At 71.2% G+C, this 21,629-nt stretch carries 14 protein-coding genes and 1 tRNA gene; 6 read left to right on the plus strand and 9 right to left on the minus strand.

What is annotated here, in order from left to right:
* Nucleotides 1-21: 21 nt before the first annotated feature.
* The 7 genes from IF46_RS0109210 to IF46_RS0109240 all read right to left on the minus strand — a co-directional run bounded on the left by IF46_RS0109210 (nt 22) and on the right by IF46_RS0109240 (nt 12,940).
* Complete coding sequence (locus tag IF46_RS0109210; protein ID WP_030487875.1) at nt 22-2,205, minus strand: NHLP family bacteriocin export ABC transporter peptidase/permease/ATPase subunit; 2,184 nt, start codon at nt 2,203-2,205, stop codon at nt 22-24.
* Nucleotides 2,202-3,011: an HlyD family efflux transporter periplasmic adaptor subunit gene (locus IF46_RS0109215; RefSeq protein ID WP_030487876.1), complete on the minus strand. Its 810-nt coding sequence runs from the start codon at nt 3,009-3,011 to the stop codon at nt 2,202-2,204. The genes IF46_RS0109210 and IF46_RS0109215 overlap by 4 nt, the downstream gene beginning before the upstream one ends.
* Nucleotides 3,008-4,471, minus strand: coding sequence for a SagB/ThcOx family dehydrogenase (locus IF46_RS0109220; RefSeq protein WP_051723784.1), 1,464 nt, complete (start codon nt 4,469-4,471; stop codon nt 3,008-3,010). Before IF46_RS0109220 ends, IF46_RS0109215 begins: the two co-directional genes overlap by 4 nt.
* Nucleotides 4,472-4,523: 52 nt before the next feature.
* Complete coding sequence (locus IF46_RS0109225; protein ID WP_051723785.1) at nt 4,524-6,800, minus strand: TOMM precursor leader peptide-binding protein; 2,277 nt, start codon at nt 6,798-6,800, stop codon at nt 4,524-4,526.
* A 150-nt stretch (nt 6,801-6,950) separates the two neighbouring features.
* Entirely contained in the window at nt 6,951-7,976 is a 1,026-nt protein-coding gene (locus tag IF46_RS0109230) for a hypothetical protein (protein WP_157562790.1), read from the minus strand.
* A 151-nt stretch (nt 7,977-8,127) separates the two neighbouring features.
* Entirely contained in the window at nt 8,128-11,085 is a 2,958-nt protein-coding gene (locus IF46_RS0109235; RefSeq protein ID WP_084597838.1) for an ATP-binding protein, read from the minus strand.
* Nucleotides 11,086-11,515: 430 nt separating this feature from the next.
* Nucleotides 11,516-12,940 carry a PLP-dependent aminotransferase family protein gene (locus tag IF46_RS0109240; RefSeq protein WP_030487881.1) on the minus strand — a complete coding sequence of 475 codons (1,425 nt, stop codon included), beginning with the start codon at nt 12,938-12,940 and terminating at the stop codon, nt 11,516-11,518.
* A 47-nt stretch (nt 12,941-12,987) separates the two neighbouring features.
* Here IF46_RS0109240 and IF46_RS0109245 point away from each other — a divergent pair, with 47 nt between their 5' ends.
* A complete protein-coding gene (locus tag IF46_RS0109245; RefSeq protein ID WP_030487882.1) occupies nt 12,988-14,340 on the plus strand; it encodes an FAD-binding oxidoreductase in 1,353 nt (450 codons plus the stop codon).
* A gap of 127 nt (nt 14,341-14,467) precedes the next feature.
* On the opposite strand, the gene IF46_RS0109250 is transcribed toward IF46_RS0109245, so the two are convergent.
* On the minus strand, nt 14,468-15,034 hold the full coding sequence (locus IF46_RS0109250) for an LURP-one-related family protein (protein ID WP_269638602.1): 567 nt from the start codon (nt 15,032-15,034) through the stop codon (nt 14,468-14,470).
* Nucleotides 15,035-15,329: 295 nt separating this feature from the next.
* Between IF46_RS0109250 and IF46_RS0109255 the strand changes: the two genes are divergently transcribed.
* The 5 genes from IF46_RS0109255 (at nt 15,330) to IF46_RS0109270 (ending at nt 20,675) form a co-directional block, all read left to right on the plus strand.
* Nucleotides 15,330-15,908, plus strand: a complete 579-nt coding sequence (locus IF46_RS0109255) for a hypothetical protein (protein ID WP_030487884.1) — start codon at nt 15,330-15,332, stop codon at nt 15,906-15,908.
* A 177-nt stretch (nt 15,909-16,085) separates the two neighbouring features.
* Nucleotides 16,086-16,766: a lytic polysaccharide monooxygenase auxiliary activity family 9 protein gene (locus tag IF46_RS0109260; protein ID WP_030487885.1), complete on the plus strand. Its 681-nt coding sequence runs from the start codon at nt 16,086-16,088 to the stop codon at nt 16,764-16,766.
* 121 nt (nt 16,767-16,887) lie between these two features.
* Nucleotides 16,888-18,198, plus strand: a complete 1,311-nt coding sequence (locus IF46_RS0109265; protein ID WP_232233982.1) for a PQQ-dependent sugar dehydrogenase — start codon at nt 16,888-16,890, stop codon at nt 18,196-18,198.
* A 133-nt stretch (nt 18,199-18,331) separates the two neighbouring features.
* Nucleotides 18,332-18,460, plus strand: a tRNA-OTHER gene (locus tag IF46_RS34305).
* A 55-nt stretch (nt 18,461-18,515) separates the two neighbouring features.
* Nucleotides 18,516-20,675 carry a TerD family protein gene (locus tag IF46_RS0109270; protein ID WP_030487887.1) on the plus strand — a complete coding sequence of 720 codons (2,160 nt, stop codon included), beginning with the start codon at nt 18,516-18,518 and terminating at the stop codon, nt 20,673-20,675.
* A 130-nt stretch (nt 20,676-20,805) separates the two neighbouring features.
* Here the strand turns inward: IF46_RS0109270 and IF46_RS0109275 are convergent, their stop codons facing one another.
* Nucleotides 20,806-21,549: an alpha/beta fold hydrolase gene (locus tag IF46_RS0109275; protein ID WP_232233996.1), complete on the minus strand. Its 744-nt coding sequence runs from the start codon at nt 21,547-21,549 to the stop codon at nt 20,806-20,808.
* Between the last annotated feature and the right edge of the window lie 80 nt (nt 21,550-21,629).

Genomic DNA, 21,629 nt, shown 5'->3' on the forward strand with positions numbered 1-21,629 from the left:
CGTCTCCTCGGATCGTCGTGGTCAGTGGTCCCGGACCAGGCGCGCGTACGCCCCGTCCTGGGCAACCAACTGCTCGTGGGTGCCGCGCTCCACCTCCCGACCGCCGTCCAGCACGACGATCAGGTCGCAGTCGCGGACGGTGGACAGGCGGTGGGCCACGATCAGGCAGGTCGCCCCCCGCCGGCGCAGGTGCCTGTCGATCCGGCGCTCGGTCTCGGCGTCCAGCGCGCTGGTGGCCTCGTCCAGCACCAGCACCCGGGGATTGCGCACGAGCGCTCGGGCGATCTCCAGCCGTTGCCGCTGCCCGCCGGAGAAGTTGCGGGCGTTCTCCCGCACCGGACTGCCGAGGCCACCCGGACGGGCCGCGACCTCGTCGTAGAGGCACGCGTCGGTCAGCGCGGTGACGACGTCCTCATCGGCGACCGTGAGGTCCCACATGGTGACGTTGTCCCGGACCGTCCCCTCGAACAGCCGTTGGTCCTGGTCCACCATGGCGACGGTGGCCGCCCAGAGCCCGTCGTCGGCTGCGGCCCGCTCAAGTCCGTCCACGGTGACCCGTCCGGTCCAGGGACGGTAGAGCCCGGCGACCAGCCGGCCGACCGTCGACTTGCCACTGCCGGACCGCCCGACGAGCGCCACCCGGGCACCCGGTGGCAGGTCGAGGCTGAAGTTCTCCAGCAGTGGACGGCCCAGCGGGTTGTAGCCGAAGGTGACCTCCTCGATGCGCAGGTGCCCCTCCATCGGGCTCATCGGGCGGGCGGGTCGGTCCTGGGCCGACGGCAGCGGGTACCGCTCGACGTCACGCAGCCGGTTGAGGTCGGCGCTCATGTCCTGCAACCGGGAGCCCAGCGCGGTCAGGTTGCCCAGCGGGCGGTTCATCGCGGCGGCGAGGCTCTGCATGCCGACCAGCACACCGACGCTCATCGCCTCCGCCAGGACCTGCCGGCTGCCCAATCCCAGCAGCACCGCGGTGGTCCCCGAGGCGAGCAGCGCCGGCAGGACGGAGAGCACCGCGGTGGGCACCCCGAGCCGTTGCTGACGGGTGGCGACGGTGGCGTGGCGTGCCGCGAACCGGGCCACGGCACGTTCCTCCTCGCCGCCGGCCTTCACCGTCTCGATCATCTGGACCGTGGTGTACACGGTGGTCACCAGCTTGCTGCGGTCTGCCTGAAGACCGGCGACAGCGGTGGACCGGGTCGAGGCGACATAGCGCAGCACGCTGACGTTCAGCCCGGCGAGGAGCACCGCGCACAGCCCGAGCAGCAGGTCGTAGTGGCAGAGCAGAGCCCCGTACGCCAACACCAGGCCGGTGTCCACCACGGTGGTGGCCGTCCGGCGGGTGAGCACCTCGGCGACCACCTCGTTGCCGCGGACCCGCTGGCTGAGGTCGGCGGCCTGCCGCTGGTCGAAGAAGGTCGGCGGCAGCCGCAACAGATGTCGGAAGAACCGGGCGGCGCTGGCGAGGGCGAGCGCCGTCTCCGCGCGTACGGTCAGGCGTTGCTGAAGCAGGCTGGCCAGGAAGGTCAGCACGGTGGCCACCGCCACCGCCGCCACCAGGCCGGCGAACGCGGCCCGATCCTCCTGCAGCAGCACCCGGTCGACGAAGACCTTGGCCATCACCGGGATGGTCAGACCGACCACGGCGATCAGCAGGCCCAGCAGCAGCATCTGCGCGATCGCCGAGCCCGGGCCGCGCCACCGCTCGGCCAGCGCTCGCACCAGCCGGTAGCGGGTGCCGCCGGGCCGGAACTCCGGGCCCGGCTGCATGGTGAGCACGATGCCGGTGAAGGCGCCGTCGAACTCCTCCCAGCTGACCGCGCGGGGGCCGGTGGCCGGATCGTTGATGAAGACCTTGCGGCCGAGCCCCTCCAGCACCACGAAGTGCTCGAACCGCCAGAACAGCACTGCCGGCAGGGCCACGGTGGCCAGGCCGGCCAGGTCCATCTGGAAGCCCTTGGCCACCATGCCGTAGCGGCGGGCGCCCTTGAGCACGGTGGCCGCGGTGGAGCCGTCCCGGCTGACGCCGCACACCCGGCGCAACTCCTCCAGGGGTACGTGCCGGCCGTGGTGCGCGAGCAGGATCCCCAGCGCGGCGGCGCCGCACTCCACCGCCTCCATCTGGATGAGGGTGGGCGTACGGACCCGTCGGCGCCGGATCCTGGGCAGCTCCGGAGCGCCGCTGACGGCGGCCGTCGGCGCGCTCATCGCCGCAGCAACCAGTCGATCGGGTGTTCCCGGTCCACCGTGAACCAGGCGGTGACCTCGCTTGCCGAGTTGAGCTGGAACGGTGGCGGAGACTTGGTCCAGCGCAGGCCGCCCGGGGCGGCCGGGTCGGGCTCCAGGGCGACCGTCACCCGCACCACGCTGCCGCGGGCGAGCAGCCGCCGGACGTCCGGCCCGGTGCCCAGGAAGGCGCGCAGTGACGCCTCGGTCTCCGGGAAGGCGCCGACCGTGGTCACCTGGCCGGCCAGGGTGCCGAACACGTTGCGCGGCGCAGCCGCGGCGGCCACCTCGACGGACACGCCGGGTTGCAGCAGCGGGGCGGCGACCGCGGGGGCGTAGACGACCGCCTGCAACGCGTCCCCGGCGGTGTCGAGCCGTTCCAGGTCGGCCAGGTGCGTGCCCGGGGTGACGATCTCGCCCTCCGAGACCAGCCAGGCGACGACGTACGCGTCACCCGGCGCGGTCTCCACCCGCACCTTGCCGTCCGCCGTGCGCAGGCTGTAAAGGGGGGTGCCCTTCGGCACCCGCTGGTGCGGTGCCGCCCACACCTTGGTGACCTGGCCGCTGTCGAGCGCGTCGAGGGCCGAGATCCCGTTCGAGTGGATCAGCACCCCGGCCGCCTCGACGGTCCGGGGCACCACCGTGCGCACCGACCAGACACCCGCGGCGACGACGACGATGACCAGCGCGGTGGTGGCCAACCAGTTCGGCACCGTGGTCAGCCGGACCGCCCGGTCCAGTTGCTCGGGCGCCTCCAACTGGCGCAGCGCCTGCCGCCGGAACTTCATGGCCGGCCCTGCGCCGCGGCCGGGCCGGTGGCGCGGCGCGAGCCGAGCAGGAAGTCGGCCACGCTCGGCTCGACCAGCGGGTCGATCCCGGACAACTCGGCGAAGGCCTGGGAGTCCCCGGCGCCGAGGGCGCACGGCGCCAGCCCCATGGCGGTGGCGACGAGGTACATCTGCTGGGTCAGCACACCCGCGTCCTTGAGAATCATGGCGTAGCTCATCCCTTCGTACTTCCACATAAGCCGCTGGACCCGGGCGGTGACCACCAGGACCGTCTGCGGCGGCCGAGTCAGGGCGCCGGACGCCCGGGCGTACGCCAGCAGCCGGTCCGCGGCCGGTCCCCAGCCGGCGACCGGCTCCAGCCGGTGCCCGACGGCGTCGTAGTGGTAGAGCCCGGGGTCGAGCCCGGCGCAGCGCGCGACCAGTGGGTAGATCTCCAGCTCGTAGACGCCGCCGCCACCCGGGTAGGGCCGGTGGCCGATCTCCTGCCCGCCGGCCTCGCCGACGGCGCTGGTGTGCTGCGAGCGGTGCAGAAACTCCGCCAGCCGCTCCAGCGGCAGCGGCGCCGCGTCGTCGTGTTCGCGCACGCTGCGCCGGTCCGTGACGACCTGGCTGAACGCGGGATCCGCCTTGGCGATCGTCGCCAGGTCCGGCAGGGGCAAGTCCATCGCCCGGCCCCCGTCGTACGGACGGCGCAGCGGTTGCGGGGTGAAGCTCCCCCGCATCCGGTAGGTGCCGCCCACCGGCAGCGCGTGTCGGCCAGCCCGGGATCGGTGGTGCAGCCGCAGCTCCTCCGGCGACCAGTAGGCCAGCGGCGCGTCGTCGCACTCCGCCTCGAACTCGGCGTCGGTGACCAGGATCCGGGCGGTGGCCAGCTCGTCGAGCACCCGTCCGGCGACGTCCGGCGGCACGCCGAGCGTGCGGGCCACCGTCTCGGGTCCGACGCCCGGCGCGGCGGCGGCCAGTACCGCGCCGAGGGCGGCGTCGGCGCAGCCGACAACGAGGGTGCTCAGCGGTGATGCGGCCACCAGCATGCCCCGCTCGTGCTGGAGGGCGGCGAAACGGGAGAGCCGGTAGCGGACCCCGGGGGCGTGCAGGCGACTCTCCGGCAGGCTGCCTCGACCCAGGCCGGTGGGCACCAGGTCGAGCAGCGGCCGATCGTCGACCTGAACGCGGCGCTCCAGCCAGGAGTGGGCGAGCAGCCGGCGCAGCAGCAACTGCGCGGGCAACACCCGGTTCTCCCCTTCCAGGCCGCTGATCAGCCGGCCGACCTCGACGTCGTTGACCCAGTCGGCGGCGAGCCGCAGCAGCAGCGCCCGCCGTCCTATGCCCGGTTGCTCCAGGGTGAGCTGGAAGCGGGTCTGCCGCAGCGTCAGCGAGCCGTCCTCGCCGAGCCGCAGCTCCGCGTCACGGCGCAGCCGGTACGACTCCTGGATCGGCGGACCGCCGACGGAGCCGCTCACGACGACCGCCGACCGACCGGGTCCACCACGGTGGTCATCTGCGCACCCCTCGCTAGAAGAAGACGTTCAGCGGATTGGCCGACGTCTCGTCGACGGCCAGTGGGCCCCGACCGAGGCGGGCCGGCACGTCCCACAGCCGGCCGGGACCGAGCCGACGCCAGAAGTGCCGCAGGCCCGGTACGACGACTTTCACCACCGCCAGGTCGACATCCGGACGGGACTGGTCGACGACGATCACCTCCAGGCCGGCCCGCTCCGCCCGGCGTACGCAACGACGCACGTCATCCCCGACGTCGCCGGTGCTCAGCGGCGGGTGGTCCGCCGTGGTGCGCGGCGGCCGGGTGGGATCCGGGGTCAGCCAGGGCTGGTCGGCCACCCGGACGGTGCCGAACCAACGCGCGGTGTCCGGGTCGTCGACGCCGTACCGGTTGCGGGCGGAGGTGGGTCCGGCGACGGCGGGCAGGAACTGGTTCACCTCGGTGAGCGCCCGGGTCAGCGCGACCCGCGCGTCCAGGTGCGCGCCGAAGCCGACCAAGACGTCCTCCGGCCCTCGATCGACCCGCCGGGACACCGCGGCGAACGTGGGTACGCCGAGGTCGGCGGTCAGGTCGAGGGCCCACAGTTCGCGGCCCAGGGCGGTGGCGTGATGGTCGACGCAGGCGGCGGTCCACGGGTCGCCGAACGAGGCGAGGTCCACCCCGGGCATCCGGGATCGGTGGTACCACCACAGGGCCACGCTGTCGCGCTCCACGAGTTCGCAGAAGCCCTGCAGGATCGCCTCGGACAGGTTGCCGCCGGCCGCGCAGCCATTCGAGTCGGCCGAGCACACCCCCAACCCGGTCAGCTCCGGATGCCCGTACCAGCAGTGCGCGGCGGGCAGCTCGCGCGGTGTCTGCCGGGTCAGCGACCAGCCCGTGGTCCAGTCCAGCTCCACGTCGTCGGGCAGCGGGCGGGGAATGCGGTGCAGGTGGCCCAGGTCGCGGTTGAGCCGGTGCCGGTCGGCGTACTGGCGTTCCGAGAAGAGCAGCAGCTCCCGCAGGTGTACCGCGCGGTCCGGACCGAGCTGCCGGTAGGTCGCCCGGTGCACCGGGCGGTCGCCGCGCCACACCCCGCAGTAGCGTTCCACCGCCTCCCCGACCGCGCTCATCCGGGCCTGCAGGTCGGTCCGGCCCTTGCCGCCGCTCTGCCCGCGCAGATTGCGGCGCAGCGCGGCGAGCTGGCGGGGCTGGGCGAAGTTGTGCCCGGCCGAGTAGGTGTGGGTGACGCCGTTGTCGGTCGCCTCCAGCGGAGTCAGCCGGCTCACCACGCCCAGATACCTGCTGACATGGTGGACGAGCGCGGCGTACGCCTCAGCGGGTTCCCGGATGCGGGACTCCCCGCCCCGACTGGGCTGGGCGCCGCTCGGTGGCAGGTCGATCCGGGGCTCGGCCTTGCCGACGAGGTCCGGGTCACCGCAGGCGGGGCACTGCGGCTGGCGTACCAGTTGGTGGCTCTCCGTGCTCAGGTCCCGGGTGTCCAGGGCGAGCATCCGGCCGGTGAGGCGGGGCGACGTGCCCCGTACGGCGAGCACGGCGAGTTCGGTGGCGAGCAGCCCGGCGGCCATGGTGGCCAGTCCGGGCAGGACCGCGCGGCCGGGCTGCGGCAGCGAGTCGGCCAGGTCCTGCCCGTCGAGGAAGGCGTTCACCTGTTCGTTCTCCTGCCAGCGTTGCCGCAGGCAGGCCCAGCAGCCGGTACGGCCCGGCACGAGGTGCGGGCCGAGGAATACGACGTTGCCGTGCGGCCGGGCCAGCGTCCACGCACGACCGGCGGCCAGGTGGCGGTCGTTGATCAGCGCCAGCCGGGGGTCGAGCATCGACGACGGCAGCACCAGCACCTGGGCGGTGCCCGGGCCGGGGTCCGGCGCGTCCGGCCCGACCACTGTCGGGGCGAGGCCGAGGGCGCGCAGCGCGTCGGCGGTCTCGGCCACCCGGGGTGCCCCGAGGTCCACGATGGTGACCGTTCCCCCGGCCATCCACCGCCGCCCGGCGTCGGGCGACACACCCCGGGCGTCCCAGCCGGCGGCCTCGGCTGCCGAGGTGTGCGCCGGACCGTTCACCAGAAGGCCGTGGTCGCGCAGCCGGGCGAGGGCTGCGGCGACGGCGGCGACCGGATGTCGGGTGGCCAGCCGGGCCACCACGTCGGCCAACGGCTCGACACCGTCGAGCTGGTCGGCCAGGTCCGCGGCGACCGGATCGTCGATGAGCAGGCTGCGGGTCTCCCCCAGCACCACGAGCGGGCCGTCAGGCAGCCGCACCGGCACGTAGTCCGATCGGAAGCGCGGACGCCACATGGGTTCCTCCCGAGCTTCGTGGCCGGACCGTGGCACCGCCGGCCCCGCCGGCGATCACGGCTGCTGTCATCGTCGCGGTCCGGCGCGTCCGATCCGAGTGATGCCACCGGTTTCTGCCGTTGCCGACGCCGTGCCCGCTCGGCGGCAGGGTCAGCCGGCGGTGACGGTCAGCGCGGTGTCGTTGAGCCCCAGCACCGATGTGCCGACGGTCTGTGCCGGCACGAGCAGCACGAAGGTCTCCACCCGGGTCACCCGGATCGACTTTCCGCTGATCGCCTTGGGGTGACCGGTGGCGATCAGGTCCGGGCTCTGCGGCTCCAATCGGACGGTGGCCGGACCGCCGGGCGCCGGGCGCAGCGTGTCGGTGGCGTGGATCGTCAGAAAGGTGAGTGTGCCGGTCGGCACCGCGACGGCGCAGTCGGACCACTCGGCCCGGTCCATCGTCCGCTGCACCGCCCCGCCGACGCTGGCGAGCTGCTGCCCGTAGACCTCCCAACCGCCGGCGAACTGGCCGTCGAGCAGCGGGCTCGACACGACGAGGGACCGGTTGCCCGTCGTGGACCCGATGCTGCGGGCGAACACCTCGGCGGCGAGGGCCCGACGGCTGGTCTCGTCCAGGGCGGTGCCGCCCGCGGTGGCCGGCCGGCCGTCGATGCTCCGGGCGACCACTAGCGAAGGTTGGATGACTTGAACGTTGTGGCTGAGCTTCCACTGGCCGTCGGCACCGAGCACGAACTGGCTGACGTCCGTGGGCGCCAACTCCGAGCCGGTCAGCCGGAGGGTGGCCGTGGCGAGGAAACAGGCCGGTTCGCCGGGTGGCACCGCGAAGACCGGGTTGATGTGCTGGAAGGACGGTTGCACACGCTGGTTGTACGCGGCCCTCCGTACTGCGGCGATGCTGAGGTCCAGCGAGGGCGACACCTCCTGCGCCCGCAGCGCCTCGACGTCGCCGGCCACCGAGGCGGCCGAGTCGGCCTGGTCGAAGGCGGTGAGCACGAGCGCGGCCCGATCCCGACCGAAAGTGGCCGGACCCTGGGGTGCCGGGGTGGCCGCGTCCACCGGCTCGCCACCACAACCGGTCAGCACGAGCAGCGCCACCGCGGCGGCGGCAAAAGGCATCGCCGGCACCGGCGCGGCGAGGGTACGCGGGCTCCTGACGGATCTTCTGCCGAGCATCTCGTCCTCCATCCACCACCGGTTGACGGGAATCGCGCCCGATGCAGTCGAGTATGTGAGCGGCGCTCGGGCCACGACGGTGGCGGCGCGGCCTCGTGCTGCCCGGCCTGTCGACGTTGCACCGAACGACGTCATCGGGCCTGGATCCCAGTCATCGATCGGTGTCATCGAGCCGAGCGACCCAGGCGGCCAGACCCGACCGGGAAGCGACGCCCGTCTTGCGGTAGAGGCGGGTCAGGTGCGCCTCCACGGTGCGGGGGCTGATGTTCAGCTGCCGCCCGATCAGTCGGCTGGTGGCCCCGGTCGCCGCCAGCCGCGCGATGTGCCACTCCCGGTCGGTCAGGGCGGCGACCTCGCGCGGGCCGACCGGACGGGCCAGCCGCAGGGCGACCCGTTCCGTCCCGCACCACCCGGCCAACTCCAGCGCCCGGCGGCGGGCCCGCGCCGCCAGGCCGACCTGGTCCGCGGCTTCGGCCGCCCGGGCCAGGGAGGCCAGGGCAAGGCTGCGCCGTAGCACCATCCCGCCGGCACGGAACAGGTCGGCCGCGGTCTCCAGGTGCGGCAGCGCCGCCCCGACCTCGCCGCGGGCGAGCAGCACCTCGCCGTACGCCGACTCGGCAAAGCCCCGCTGCCCGGGCAGACCGACCTGATCCGCCTCGGCCAAGGCCAGCCGCGCCTGCCGCTCGGCGTCGGCCACCTCACCCGCGGCGAGCGCGGCGGCGCAGAGCAGCTCGTACCACCTGGGCCGCAGCGACGTCTGGAGACGGCTCAGCCGGCTGTCGCCGCCGGCTGAGCACACCAGTTCGGCACAGGTCGCCGGATCACCCGACAGCAGCGCCGCGGTCGCCAGCGCCGTCGCGGCGGTACGACCGCACCAGGTGGCGAGGTCGGTGGCGATTCCGGCGGCGCTGCGGGCCAACGCCACCGCCCGGTCGTCGTCCCGGAGGCCACCACGCCACGCCGTCGCCTCCGCCTCGAACGCCAGGGCGAAGCTCAGCAGGTGGTGACTGCCGATGCGCCGGGCGACGATGCCCGCCTCGGTGGCCAATCCGATGGCGGTGTTCAGCTGCCCGCCGTGGTAGGCCACCTGACAACGACCGAGCAGCAGCTGGCACAGCCCGTCGTCGCGGTGTGCGGCACGCACGAGCGTCAGCCCCCGGTCGAGGTGCCGCACCGCGTCGGCCTGCCGTTCGAGGTACAACTCGCTCAGGCCGAGGGCGGTGAGGCAGTCGGGGTGGTCCCGCACGTCCCGGTCCGGCAGCGAGTCGACGATTCGGGCGCCGGCATCGAGCAGGCCCCGGGCGTCGTCGAGTGCGCCGTCGTGTGCGGCGGCCAGACTACGGACGGCCAGCAGGCTGGCCCGGTCCGCGCCGGACCCGCCGAGATCTCCGCTGAGCACGTCGGGCAGCCCGGTCACGGGGTGGCCGGCCATGATGCCGGCGACGCCGATCTCGGTGGCGAGTCGGTAGCCGCCGGCGGGTCCGGCACCGGCTGGCAGGGTGGCCAGCTCCCGTCGGCTGATGGCCGCTGCCTCCGCGTAGTTGCCGAGCAGACGTTCCACGCGCGCCCAGAGAGCGACTGCCTGCGCCCGCCGCCCCTGTGGGTCGGCGGGGAACAGCGGCACGATCTCCTGGAGCAGGGCCCGGCTCTCGGCCAGATCCCCCGCCTCCCCGGTGATCTGGGCCAGCGCGAGCGACACGTCCTGGCGACGTTGCGTCAGCCCGGCCGTCGGCCGCAGCGCACGCAACGCCAGCCGCAGCCAGCGGATGGCCAGGTCCGGCGTCTCGCGCCGGACCTCCTGCGCGGCCCGGCAGAGCACGTTGACGCAGCGGTCGACCCAGCCGCCGTTCGGCAGGGCGAGCAGGCGCTCCGCGTAGCGGGCCCGCTCCACGGGCGGCGCACCCAGATCGACCAGCGCGGTGAGCGCCCGCGCACACGCGTTCACCTGCCACGCCGGGTCGGTGTCCTGAGCGACCGCCATCCGCAGCACCGGGTGCCGGAAGGCGAAGCGTCCCGTGCCGGGGACGCGGCGGATCAGGTCGAGCCGGGCCAACCGCCAGCAGGCCTCGACCGCCAGTGACGTCGGGACCTGCGCGACCTCGGCGAGCAGGTCCGCGGTGAAGGGCGCATCGACGAGCGCCCCGGCCCGCAGGCAGGCCAGCTCGACGGGGGGCAGGTCCGTCCACTCGCGGCGCAGCACGGCCACCGCCGCGTCGGACAGCCGGCCACCCTGTGCCTCACGGATCGGGTCCGCGCTGTTCGAGGCGGGGTCGCCCGGCAGCACCGCCAGGTAACCGGGGTTGCCGCCGGTCAGGTCGTACCGGGCGCGCAGCTGCGCCTGGTCGACGTGGGGGTGCAGGAGCGCGACCTCAGCGAGGCTGAGCGGGCGGAGTTCGACCCGGTCGTGTGACGTCGGTTCCGCATCGGCGTTCTCGTCGGGATCTGGTGGCCCGAACGGCATCGGGGTCGCCATCTGCTGCGGGCGGTAGACGAGCACGAGCAGCAGCGGGGCGGGCACCGGATACCGCAGGAGGTGGGCGATCAGACCGACGGAGGAGGCGTCCGCCCAGTGCAGGTCGTCGAGGACCAACACCAGACCGTCCCGGGCGGCCAGGGCGATCAGCCGGCGGGCCAGCTGGTAGGTCCGGAACCGCCGGGCGTCCGACGCCCGCGCCGGCGCCGCTGGCACCGCGGCGACGGACTCCGCCCAGATCTCCCCGGTGGGCCGTCCGGCACCCACGCCGCGTCGGAGTGACTGCCCCTCCGTGAAGGCGTGGCGAAACACATGGAAGGGGACGCCTCGCTCATCCGGCGAGCAGGTCCCGACAGCCCAGGGGACGGTGGGGACGCACCGCGCAAGGGCCTCGCGGACGAACCGGGTCTTGCCGATTCCCGGCTCTCCGACCACCTCGCACACCATTTGCCAGCCACGGCTCAGCACGGCGGCCTGGGCTCTCCCGATACGTACCAACTGTGGTCGTCGCCCAACGAAGCGCGGGCTCAATGATGCGCTTTCCAGCCCAGGTGTCATCACGCAGACCAGACGCCTTCCGGCACAGTCAAAGGAATTGATCGCACTATACCGGAGCACCGGCAAATGTCGAAACATACAGCTGCGGCCAATTCCCTTTTAACGCGTGGCATGGAGATGCAGTTCTTTCCGACATCGCACCACAAGCCGCAGAAAATGACTGGTAGCCAGAAGCGCGGAACGATGCCCATGAAACCCAATAAATCGCCCGCCACCTGGGCAATCATCAAGGGGTCGCCTATATCGAATCGCCCGAAGCGGTCATATTCCATCCTGGCCTTCGACCCTGACGCTCATCCCACATGACGAGTCGTCGGCAAGCGCTCCCACGGCGACAAATGACTGGATTCCCACCGACAGAATTGGCCACCTGACGCCAATCTTCAACATGCGAACGGCAAAATGCAGACGCGACAAGCACACGAGACGAAAGAGAAGAACCGCAGGCATCCGGCCGACGGCAACGGGCCAAGCACCCGCCTCCTGTGCCACGGGGGCACCGCGACCATCAGCGGCAGACCTCCGCACGGACCTCTGCGACCCCGCCGGCAAGGGCTTCCACTCCGTCGCTGATGGAACGCTCGGTCAGGTTGGCATAGCCGAAAATCAGCCCGCCGGGTCCGGCGGGGCTCAGCCGGTAACGGGAGACGCCCTGCACGACCAGTCCGCGCCGGGCGGCGGCCGCAACGACCAGCGCCTCGTCGAGGTCATCCGGGAGCCAGGTCACGACGTGTTGGCCCGCCGCGACACCGACCGGCTCCAGTTCGGGTAGCCGTGCGCGCAGCGCGGCCAGGAGCGCGTCGCGGCGGCGGCGGTAGACCGGGCGCATTCGCCGTAGGTGCCGGTCGAACTCGCCGCGGGTAAGGAAGTCGGCGAAGGTGAGCTGGTCGATGACGGGAGAGCCGCGGTCGGCCCGTACCTTGGCCGCCGTGATTTCGTCGACCAGGTGTGACGGCGCGAGCAGCCACCCGAGGCGCAGCCCTGGCGCCAGGGTCTTGCTCGCTGTGCCGCAGTAGACGACGCTGTCGGGTGCCAGCCCCTGCATCGCGCCGACGGGCGAGCGGTCATAGCGGTACTCCGCGTCGTAGTCGTCCTCGATCACCACGGCGCCGCGACGCTGCGCCCAGCCGATGACCCGGGCCCGCGCGGTGGCCGACAGGACTCCGCCGGTGGGCCACTGGTGCGAGGGCGTCAGCACGACGGCGTCCGCGTCGGTCTGTTCGAGCTTCTCGACGAGAATGCCGTTCGTCCCGACCGGAACGCCGATCACGTCCAGGCCGACGCTGGCCGCGACGCGGCGGGCGTCGTCGTCTGCGGATGGGTCCTCGACGGCCAACCTGCGCGCGCCGCGCGCCGCGAGCGCCTGGAGTATCAGCGCGACGCCTTGGCCATAGCCACTGCAGATCACGACGTTCTCCGGGCGGGCCGATGTGCCGCGGACCCGGCTGAGGTAGTCGATCAGGGCCGTGTGCAGTTCGGGTACGCCACGACCGTCGAGGTAGGCGAAGCGTTCATTCGGCGTGGTGGTGAGGACTGTTCGCACCGAACGCAGCCAGGCGGCCCGGGGAAATGACGACACGTCGGTGCGGCCGTACCCGAAGTCGATCCGGGCCGCCGGCCGATCCCCGCCGCGCCGATCCGCCGACGGCGGAACCGGCTCGACCGCGACCTGGGTGTAGCCGCCCGCTCGACTGGTGAGGTACCCCTCGGCGATGAGTTGCTGGTATGCCTCGACCACGACGCCGCGTGAGACTCCCAGATCGGCTGCGATGGTGCGGGTGGGCGGCAGAGACGTCCCAAGACGCAACCGGCCGGCCCGGATGCTGCCCCGGATCGAGGCGGCGATCTGCCGGTGCAGCGGTTCGGCCGCGGACCGGTCGACATGGATGAGCAGGTCCGCCGCAGTGCTCGAATTGGTCCTGCTTCGGCCCATGAGATCGGACCTTACCGGGTGTACCGATTTCCGCCAGGCTCGGACGTATGACGACAACGACCAGTCCCCGCTTCGAGGGCCGCCTCCTCAGCCCTGGTGATCCGGGTTACGACGCGGCCCGCACCGTCTGGAACGCCATGATTGACCGGCGCCCGCAAATGATCGTGCAGGCGGCGAGCGTCACCGACGTGGTGGCTGCGGTACGCCTGGCCCGCGAACTTGACCTAGAGATCGGGGTGCGCTGCGGTGGGCACAACGTGGCCGGACTCGCCGTCCCCGCGAACGGCCTGATGATCGACCTGACCCCGTTGAACGGCGTTCGGGTCGACCCGATCCGGCGACGCGCCCGGGTCCAGGGCGGCGCGCTGCTCGGCGCACTCGACCGGGCGTCGCAGCCATACGGCCTCGCCACGACCGCGGGTAACGTCTCGCACACCGGCGTCGGCGGCCTGACCCTCGGCGGCGGCATGGGCTGGCTCGCCCGCCAACACGGGTTGGCCTGCGACAACGTCGTCTCCTACACGATGGTCACCGCGGACGGGGAGGTGGTGACCGCGAGCCGAACCGAGAACCCCGCCCTCTACTGGGGCCTGCGCGGCGGGGGCGGCAACTTCGGCACCGTCACCGACTTCGAGTTCCAACTGCACCACACCGGAACACAGACCCTGGTCGCCGAGTTCGATTTCCGCGCCGAGGACGCCGTACCGGTGCTCGAGGGCTGGCGGGACCTCAACGCCGTCGCGCCGCGGCAGGCGACCTTCACCGCCGATGTCCACGGCACGGCCAGGGGCCCTATCGCCACCGTCGGCTTCGTCTGGGTCGGCGACCCGGCACCGGGTCACCGGTTGCTGCCGGCGATGCGGGCGCTCGGGCGCCCGGTCGCTGAGCGGGTCACCACCCCGTCATACCTGGAACTGCAGCAACGCGACGACACCGTCGGCGCTCACGCCTACCGCCGGTACTCCAGCGCGCACTACCTGCGGCAGTTCCCCACCGCCGCGATCGAGGCGTTCCTGCTGCGCGGAGCGTCGGACCTGCACACCGGCGCCCACCTGCCCGGCGTCGGCCTGCAGGCGCACGGCGGCGCCATCGCCGACGTCGCGGATGCCGACGCGGCGTTCAGCCACCGCGGCACCGCGTTCGAGTTCAGCGCCGGCTCCCGCTGGACCGAGCCATCCGAAGACGACATTCGGATGGCAGCGGCTCGCAGCGCCGGATCCGCGCTCGACCCGTACGCCGACGGCGTCTACGTCAACTCGCTCGCCGCCGACGAGGGGCAACGCGGGGTACGCCGCGCATACCCGGCCGCCAAGCTCGCCAGGCTCACCGCACTCAAGACGATCTGGGACCCGCACAACGTATTCCACCTCAACCACAACATCCGGCCGCACGGCCAGTAACGCGGCCGGCCGCCCCTGCCCAGCCTGGTTACCGGCTGTTCGGGGCGCAGGGCCCTGGCGGCCCTGATTCGGCAATCCCGCCGTGGCAGCGGGAAACGAACCCTCAGCACCGCTGCTGCCCAGGAGGTCAGTCCTCGTCGCCCTTCTTCTTGTTCTTGTCGCGATTCATGGCCAGGTCGAGCGCGAGGACGCTGCCGATGATGAGCAGCGGATCGACGCCGGCAGTGACCTGCACGGCGTAGGTGTCCCGGATCGTCAGCCACCGCTTGGAGACCGCGGCCACCTCGGTGCCGTCGCGTTCGATCACGTACTCGTGGTCGAGCAGGTCACCCTTCATCTCCAGGTCGTCGGGCCCCGGCACGTCGATGGTGAACTTGTCGCGGAACGGCGTGAGCAGATTCTTGCGGACCTCTGCGGCCTTCTCGCCGCCGATCCGGATCTCGTACGTGGGACGCAGCGCCACCAAGTGCCGGTGCAGCGTGGCGACCTCATGGCCGGAGGCATCCTCGATGACGACCTTGTTGCGGACGCTGAGCACCTTGCCGTCGACGTGGAAGACCTTGGCACCGTGCTCGTCGAGCACGTCGAAGTCGTCGCCGATCGAGAAGAACCGCTCCCTGATGACAAACATGAATCGATTCTCCCCCACCGTGCAGGGAAGTGCTGGCCGAGGCGAACCGACACTGACGCCCATCGATGTTGCAAATGTGGACCCAGACGTGCTGGAATGGCTCATATCGCCGCAGCGCGGGGGCAACCGCGCTGAGAACGGCCAGCACGGGAGCATCGTAGGGGCGGCGCGTCGCATTGGCAGACGCTCGCATGCCCCATTGCCGGGCCATCGCCACGACGGCGGGCAGGCATTCTCGCTCGCCACACGCATCCCCGGCACGCGTCCCCGACGGCCGACGCTCGACGCCTGACCAGCCCGGGGGCATTCGATTCGGCCTGCCAGCGCAATAGAACCGGCGACGAGGTGAGAAGCGATCATGATTTCCCGAGAGAGTTTCGCGGGGTGGTACCGCCACCGCCTGCTCTGGGTGGCGGTGATCCTGCTGGCGACGTCGGCCGGCACGGTCGTACTGGTCGATCGGGCCGACCCGGAGGCGGAGCCGGCGGATCTGCAGGCGCAGATTGTGGCCCGAATGCGGACCACGCTCGAACAGGTGGACCCGGGACAGCACAACCACGCCGGGCACAGCGCCCAGCAGGGGGACGCGGCGGCGAAGCCGCCAGTGATCTGCGGGGTCCGCGTCTACGGCTACGAGCCAGCGGAGGCCACTGCACTCGCCGACGTTCAGGAGGTCTACGGCTTCCACCTCTGTGGAGTCGCCGAACAGAAGCGCCCCTGGGACGTGGCGGTCAAGTTGGCCGGCCCCTTGATCATGGACATGTCCACCAACCCGCCGGGCATCCAGGTCGTCGAGGCGACCGCCGACGTCATGTTCATCGACCGGCTACGGGAGATGTTCCCGGCCAAGTACGCGACATTGGCGCAAGCGGAGGCGCTGACCGCTGCGGAGTTGGCCGACCAGCGCCGCCGGTATGACGCCGCAGCAGGGCTCTGACCACGCCAGGCGGCCGAGCAGAGCAGGTGGACCCGTCATCGATCCGGCGATCCCGGACAGCTCGTTCCACATCCACCTATAGATAGATCAACATTGATATTTGAGTTGATAGATGCAACAGTGGCCTTGGGAGCGTTCCCAAGCTGATTTCTCGTACCGAGGAACGGAGGATGAACAGTGCGTTCACACAAGCCCGATCAATCCGGCGGACGACCCCGGTCAACCGTCCGCCGGTCCCTCCAGGCGCTCGTCCTGATGTTCGCCATGGTGGTCGGCACCCTGCCCTGGACCGGCGCAGCTCAGGCACACGGCACCGTCATCAATCCAGCGACTCGCGCGTACCAGTGTTGGAAGACCTGGGGAAACCAACACATGAACCCGGCCATGCAGCAGCAGGACCCGATGTGCTGGCGGGCGTTCCAGGCCAACCCCGACACCATGTGGAACTGGATGAGCCAACTGCGCGACGGCCTCGGCGGTCAGTACCAAGCCCGCACCCCGGATGGGCAACTGTGCAGCAACGCCCTCTCCAGGAACGACGCGCTGAACCAGCCCGGAGCGTGGAAGGCGACCACCGTCAGCCGCAACCTCACGGTCCAGATGTACGACCAGGCCAGCCACGGTGCTGACTACTTCCAGGTCTACGTCACCAAGCAGGGGTTCAACCCGGCCACCCAGCGGCTCGGGTGGGGCAACCTCGACCTGATCGCGACGACCGGGCGGTACGCGCCAGCCCAGAACATCTCGTTCAACGTCTCGCTCCCCGCACGCAGCGGGAACCAGGTCCTGTTCGTGCTCTGGAAGGCGTCGCACCTGGACCAGACCTACATGTGGTGCAGCGACATCACCATCACCTGATCCGCAGGTCCGACCAGCACGGCACCACTCCGGCCCAGGGTGCGTAGGCACCCTGGGCCGGGCTGCCCCTCGCACGTGAGGATGCCCGGCCCACGCCGAAGCGAAGTCAACATCGACCGCCTTGGCCAGCGAAGAAGCCTTGCCCGCGGAGGGCCAGCCCTCCGCCCACCTGATCGAGGAGCTGAACATGCAGCGACGGCGTTATCGCCCTGCCACCATGCTGGCAGGGCTACTCATCCTGACCCTGTCCGCGCTTCTGATGCCACCGACGCCGGTGGCCAGCACCGCCTCAGCGGGCACATCCCACACCCGTGCGGCGCCACTCGCTGAGCTGACCGTGGTATCCGAACGGGTGGCGTTCGGTCTGCAGCGTCCGATCGCGCTCACCGGACTGCCGGACGGTCGGATGCTGATCGCGGAGAAGAACGGCACCGTCCGCGCGTACCACCCCGATACCGGCTTGGCGGCAGAGCCGGTGCTCGACCTGACCGCCCGGATCGACACCTCGAACAACGAGCGCGGCCTTCTCGGCATCACGCCCGCGCCGAACTTCGCGCGGACCGGGATCCTCTACGTGGCCTACACGAGCCTGCCCGCCGGCGCGCTGACCCTGGCGCGAGTGCCCATCAACGCTCCTGATCGGGTGCAGGTGCTGCTCACTCAGGAGCATGCCGAGTACGGCAACCACAACGGCGGACAGGTGGCCTTCGGCCGCGACGGCTACCTCTACTGGTCTCTCGGCGACGGCGGCAGCGCGAACGACCCCTTCAAGAGCGGCCAGAACCTCGGCACCCTGCTCGGCAAGATTCTGCGGATCGACGTCAACCGCGCCTGCGGGGGAAAGCCCTACTGCGTGCCCTTCGACAACCCGTTCGTCCGCACGCCTGGCGCGCGGCCGGAAATCTGGGTCTACGGGCTGCGCAACCCGTGGAAGTTCTCCATCGACCCGGCGGACAACTCGCTGTGGATCGGTGACGTCGGCCAAGGTCTGATCGAGGAAATCAACCACATCCGCCCGTCGCAGCGTGGCGCGAACCTCGGCTGGTCCTGCCGAGAGGGCACGCCGGTCTTCGACGAGACGCAATGCCGGCCGGGCGTGCGGCTCACCGACCCGGTCGTCGAGTACGACCACTACATGACGGAGAACTGCTCCATCATCGGCGGCCTGGTATACCGAGGGTCCGTCACCCCGGAGGCGCGAGGAACCTACATCGCGAGCGACTACTGCTCGACCCGCGCGTTCGCCGTGCGTCCCAACTCCAAGGGTGGCTACGAGTCCGCTGAGATCGGCACCTTCCCCACCCAGCCGACGGCGTTCGGCGCCGATGTGAACGGCGAGCTGTACGTGCTCAGTGACCTCCCGGGCTGGCTGAGCAAGGTGCGGTTCGAGCGGGTCACGCCAGCCGCCGGCAGCGGGGTGACGATCCGCTGACCCTCGGGGCGATCCCCCGCATCCGTGACACCACCGTGGACGGCCGCGAACGCGCGGCCGTCCACGCCGCGTCCGATGGTGCCTTCGAAACCGGATAGCCGAGTCGGCGCGGCCGGTGCGATGATCGACATCTGGGTCGCTAGCTCAACTGGATAGAGCATTCGACTGAGTAGTGCGTCCGCTCCCCGCTCGCGCGGTGATGGGTGCGCTTCCTTCTCCTAGTTGGATCGAAGGGTTCGGGGTTCGAGTCCCCGGCGACCCACTGTGCCGCGGCTGCGGGCCGGCGTCTGCCGGAGTTGACCGGAACGGGGAACCACATGCTCGAGAAGCTGATCATCCAGAAGACCCTGCGCGTGCCGGCCAGCACCGGTGCGGCTGGCGATGGCACGCCGGTGGCCCGGCAACTGGACGTGGTGCTACTCGATGTCGGGTTCTCGGCGTCGCGGGCTCTACTGGAGCACATCGGCACCCTGGCCCCCGCGCCGGCGATGGACCTGGCTGCCACGGTCGTCTCGGCGGTGCGCGAACTGGTGGGCGACCATGTCAGGCACAACGCCTACTTCATCGATTTCCCGGACGGCGTGCCGGACACTGCCGAGTTCTGGGCGGATCGGCTACGGGCGGCCGTTTTCGCCGGCGGCGGCACGGCAACCGACGAGCAGCTGCGGGACGCCGTCGCCTCCGGTGCGGTGAACCTCCTGGACCTGCCGGCCTATGGGACCTACCAGCACACCCATGCCGAGCTGTTGGCCGCGCACGACGAGCTGATCAGCGCAGCCGGTGACCGGGTGACCTTGCTGCACCTCGGTGATTCCGCCGACGTGGAGGCAACGCGGCTGTATCTGGCTCTGGCCGGTAGCTCAACGCCGCACGGCGAGGCGGACCTCGCGATCCTCAGCGAGCTCGCGGTCACCTGCGTGGACGGCGCGCAGCCGGCCGAGATCCCGGTACGGGAGAACCGTGCCGTGCTCAACGGGATCCGGCTCGTCCTCGGCCGGCCGCTGGTCGACGTGGACACGACGACCGATGTGCTGCGCCTTGCCTGCCAGGTCTCGGGCGGGGACGCCTCGCTCGTGACACCCACACGGTTCCGCGCCTTCCGGCGCCCGGAGCGGCGGGTGCTTCTGGCTGCACTCAACGATGTAGTCGGCGCGAGTCCAGGCAAGCTCGGTGACGTCGTGCGGTACGCGGAGCGGTGGAAGCGGCTCGGGGAACGGCTGCATCCGCACGAGTACGACCAGTGGCCGCACGCACAGGCGGTGTTCGAGGTCGCGCGTGGCGAGCGGCGGGTTCACACCCTCGCTGGTCGCGCGGAGGCGGCGATCCGCGCCGGAGCCATCGGTTCGGCCACGTCGGTGCTGTCGGCGGCCCCGGGCCTGCTCCTGCGATCTGCCGACCGGCTGCTGCGGCTGGCGTCGGAGCCGGAGCGAAGCGGTGTTGTCGAAGCGGTCGCCGGCGCGCTCGGCTCGGCGTCGGGCCGGGTGCTGCTCTCGCTGCGGGAGCATGTGGATAACCGGCTGACGCCCATGTCTGCTCGGATGTACGCGAGCCGCTCGCGCAGCGCGTGGGTAGGTCCCGACGAGCGGCCACCGCTGCCGGCCGAGCTGGTGGCGGAGTTGTCGTCGCTGCTCGACGTCGAGATCAGCGCCCGGCTGCCGCAGCTGGAACGGCCGCTGGTGGTGGACCCTGAGGTCCTCGACGTAGCGTTGCCGCTGTCCGGCAAGGCCGCCGAAGGCGGATTCGCGGTCCTGCCGAGGGGCTCCCGGGCGCCGGTCTCGGGTGAGCTGTTGCGGTTCTTCACCTACTGGCGTCAGGCAAGTCGTCGTACCGACTACGACCTGTCGGTGCTGCTGCTGGATGACGAGTTCCACACTGCGGGCCAGGTGTCGTGGACGAACTACCGCCACGATGGCGTGGTGCACTCCGGCGACGTCACCGAGGCGACGGACGGGGCGACCGAGTTCATCGACGTGCCCCTGACAACCGGCGGACGCTATGTGGTTCCGCAAGTCTTCATCTATTCGGGCGAGTCGTTCGACGAGGTTGCCGAGTCGATGTTCGGGTATCAGGCCCGCACACGGGAGCAACGGGGTGCCCCCTTCGACGCGCGGACGGTCCGGGCACGTTCGCACCTGCGCGGCCAGGGCCGGATCGCGTTGCCGATGGTGTTCGCCAGGAACGAGGACGGCTGGCAGGCCGTCTGGCTTCACCTGTACCTGCCGGGCACGCCATCGTTCAACCGGGTGGAGGACAACACCTTCACCACGGCCGACCGGGTACGAGCACTGATGGAGCGGCGCTACCTCACCGTGTCCTACCTTGTCGACCGTTGGCGGGAACGGGCCGAGGTGACGACGTGGAACGGCCGGGTACCGGACGAGCCGGTCACGTTCATCGGCATTCAGGCACCTGAGGACCTGCCAGCCGGGTCGGAGGTGTATACACTTGATCGACTCAGTGAGTTGATCCCTGGGTAAGCGGCGACAGCCGAGGCCATGCGGGCGCTTCCTTCTATTTCCGTTCAACTCGGGAACCTCCGCGCAAGCGGAGGATGTGGCTGTTCAGCTTCCGCGCTTTCCTCGGCTTTCGCACCACAGGCATCAGCAATTAGTGATCTCGGTCCCGGCGGAGGAAGCACGACAGCAGTTGCCTGAACTCGTGCGGGTGCTCGATCGCCGGCACGTGCCCGCATTGGTCGAGCACGTGCAGACGGACATCGGCCAGGTGTTCGAGCAGGGGCTGGGTTGCCGTCTCGAGCGGAGTGACTCGATCCTCGGCGCCGTGTACGAGCAGTACGGGCGCTCGCACCGCTGTCAGCGTCTGCGCCGAGAGGGTGAGATCGTCGACCCATCGCTTCCTAGGTGGAGGGAACAGCGACGCGTATGCGGCTGCCCCCGCTCGCATCGCCGCTGCACGAGCATCGACGGCCGAATCGGTCACGAGCGCTTGGTCGAGGACGAGGCGACACAGCATGTCTCGTGCCCCGAGCGGGCCGGCGGGGGCGGCCCAGAGCGCGTCGAGCTCGGCGGACAGTGGTGCCCCGGGGGCGCCCATCGTCGAGACCGCCACGACATGGGTGACCTGCTGGGGGCGTGCGGCCGCCAACGCCATCGCCACGGCACCGCCCATGGAGTGACCCACCACGGCGTAGTAATCGATACCGAGAGCATCCATCAGGCCCGCGGCCTGTTCCGTCCACAGCCGGAGCCCACCCCTGGTGCCCGCCGGGATAGGTGTCCCGCCGAACCCCGCCTGGTCAGGAGCCACCAGGTGCCAGGACGTGCCCAGCGCCTGCGCCGTCGTTGCCCAGGCGCCGGACCCGGTCGTGCCGGGTCCGGAGCCGTGCAGCATCAGCACTGCGGGCCCGGTGCCGCTCTCTAGGACGTGGACCGGGGAGCCGTCGACTGTGACGGTCCGAAATGCCGTCACCG

The organism is Micromonospora chokoriensis (genome assembly GCF_000718555.1).
Lineage (GTDB): Bacteria > Actinomycetota > Actinomycetes > Mycobacteriales > Micromonosporaceae > Micromonospora > Micromonospora chokoriensis_B.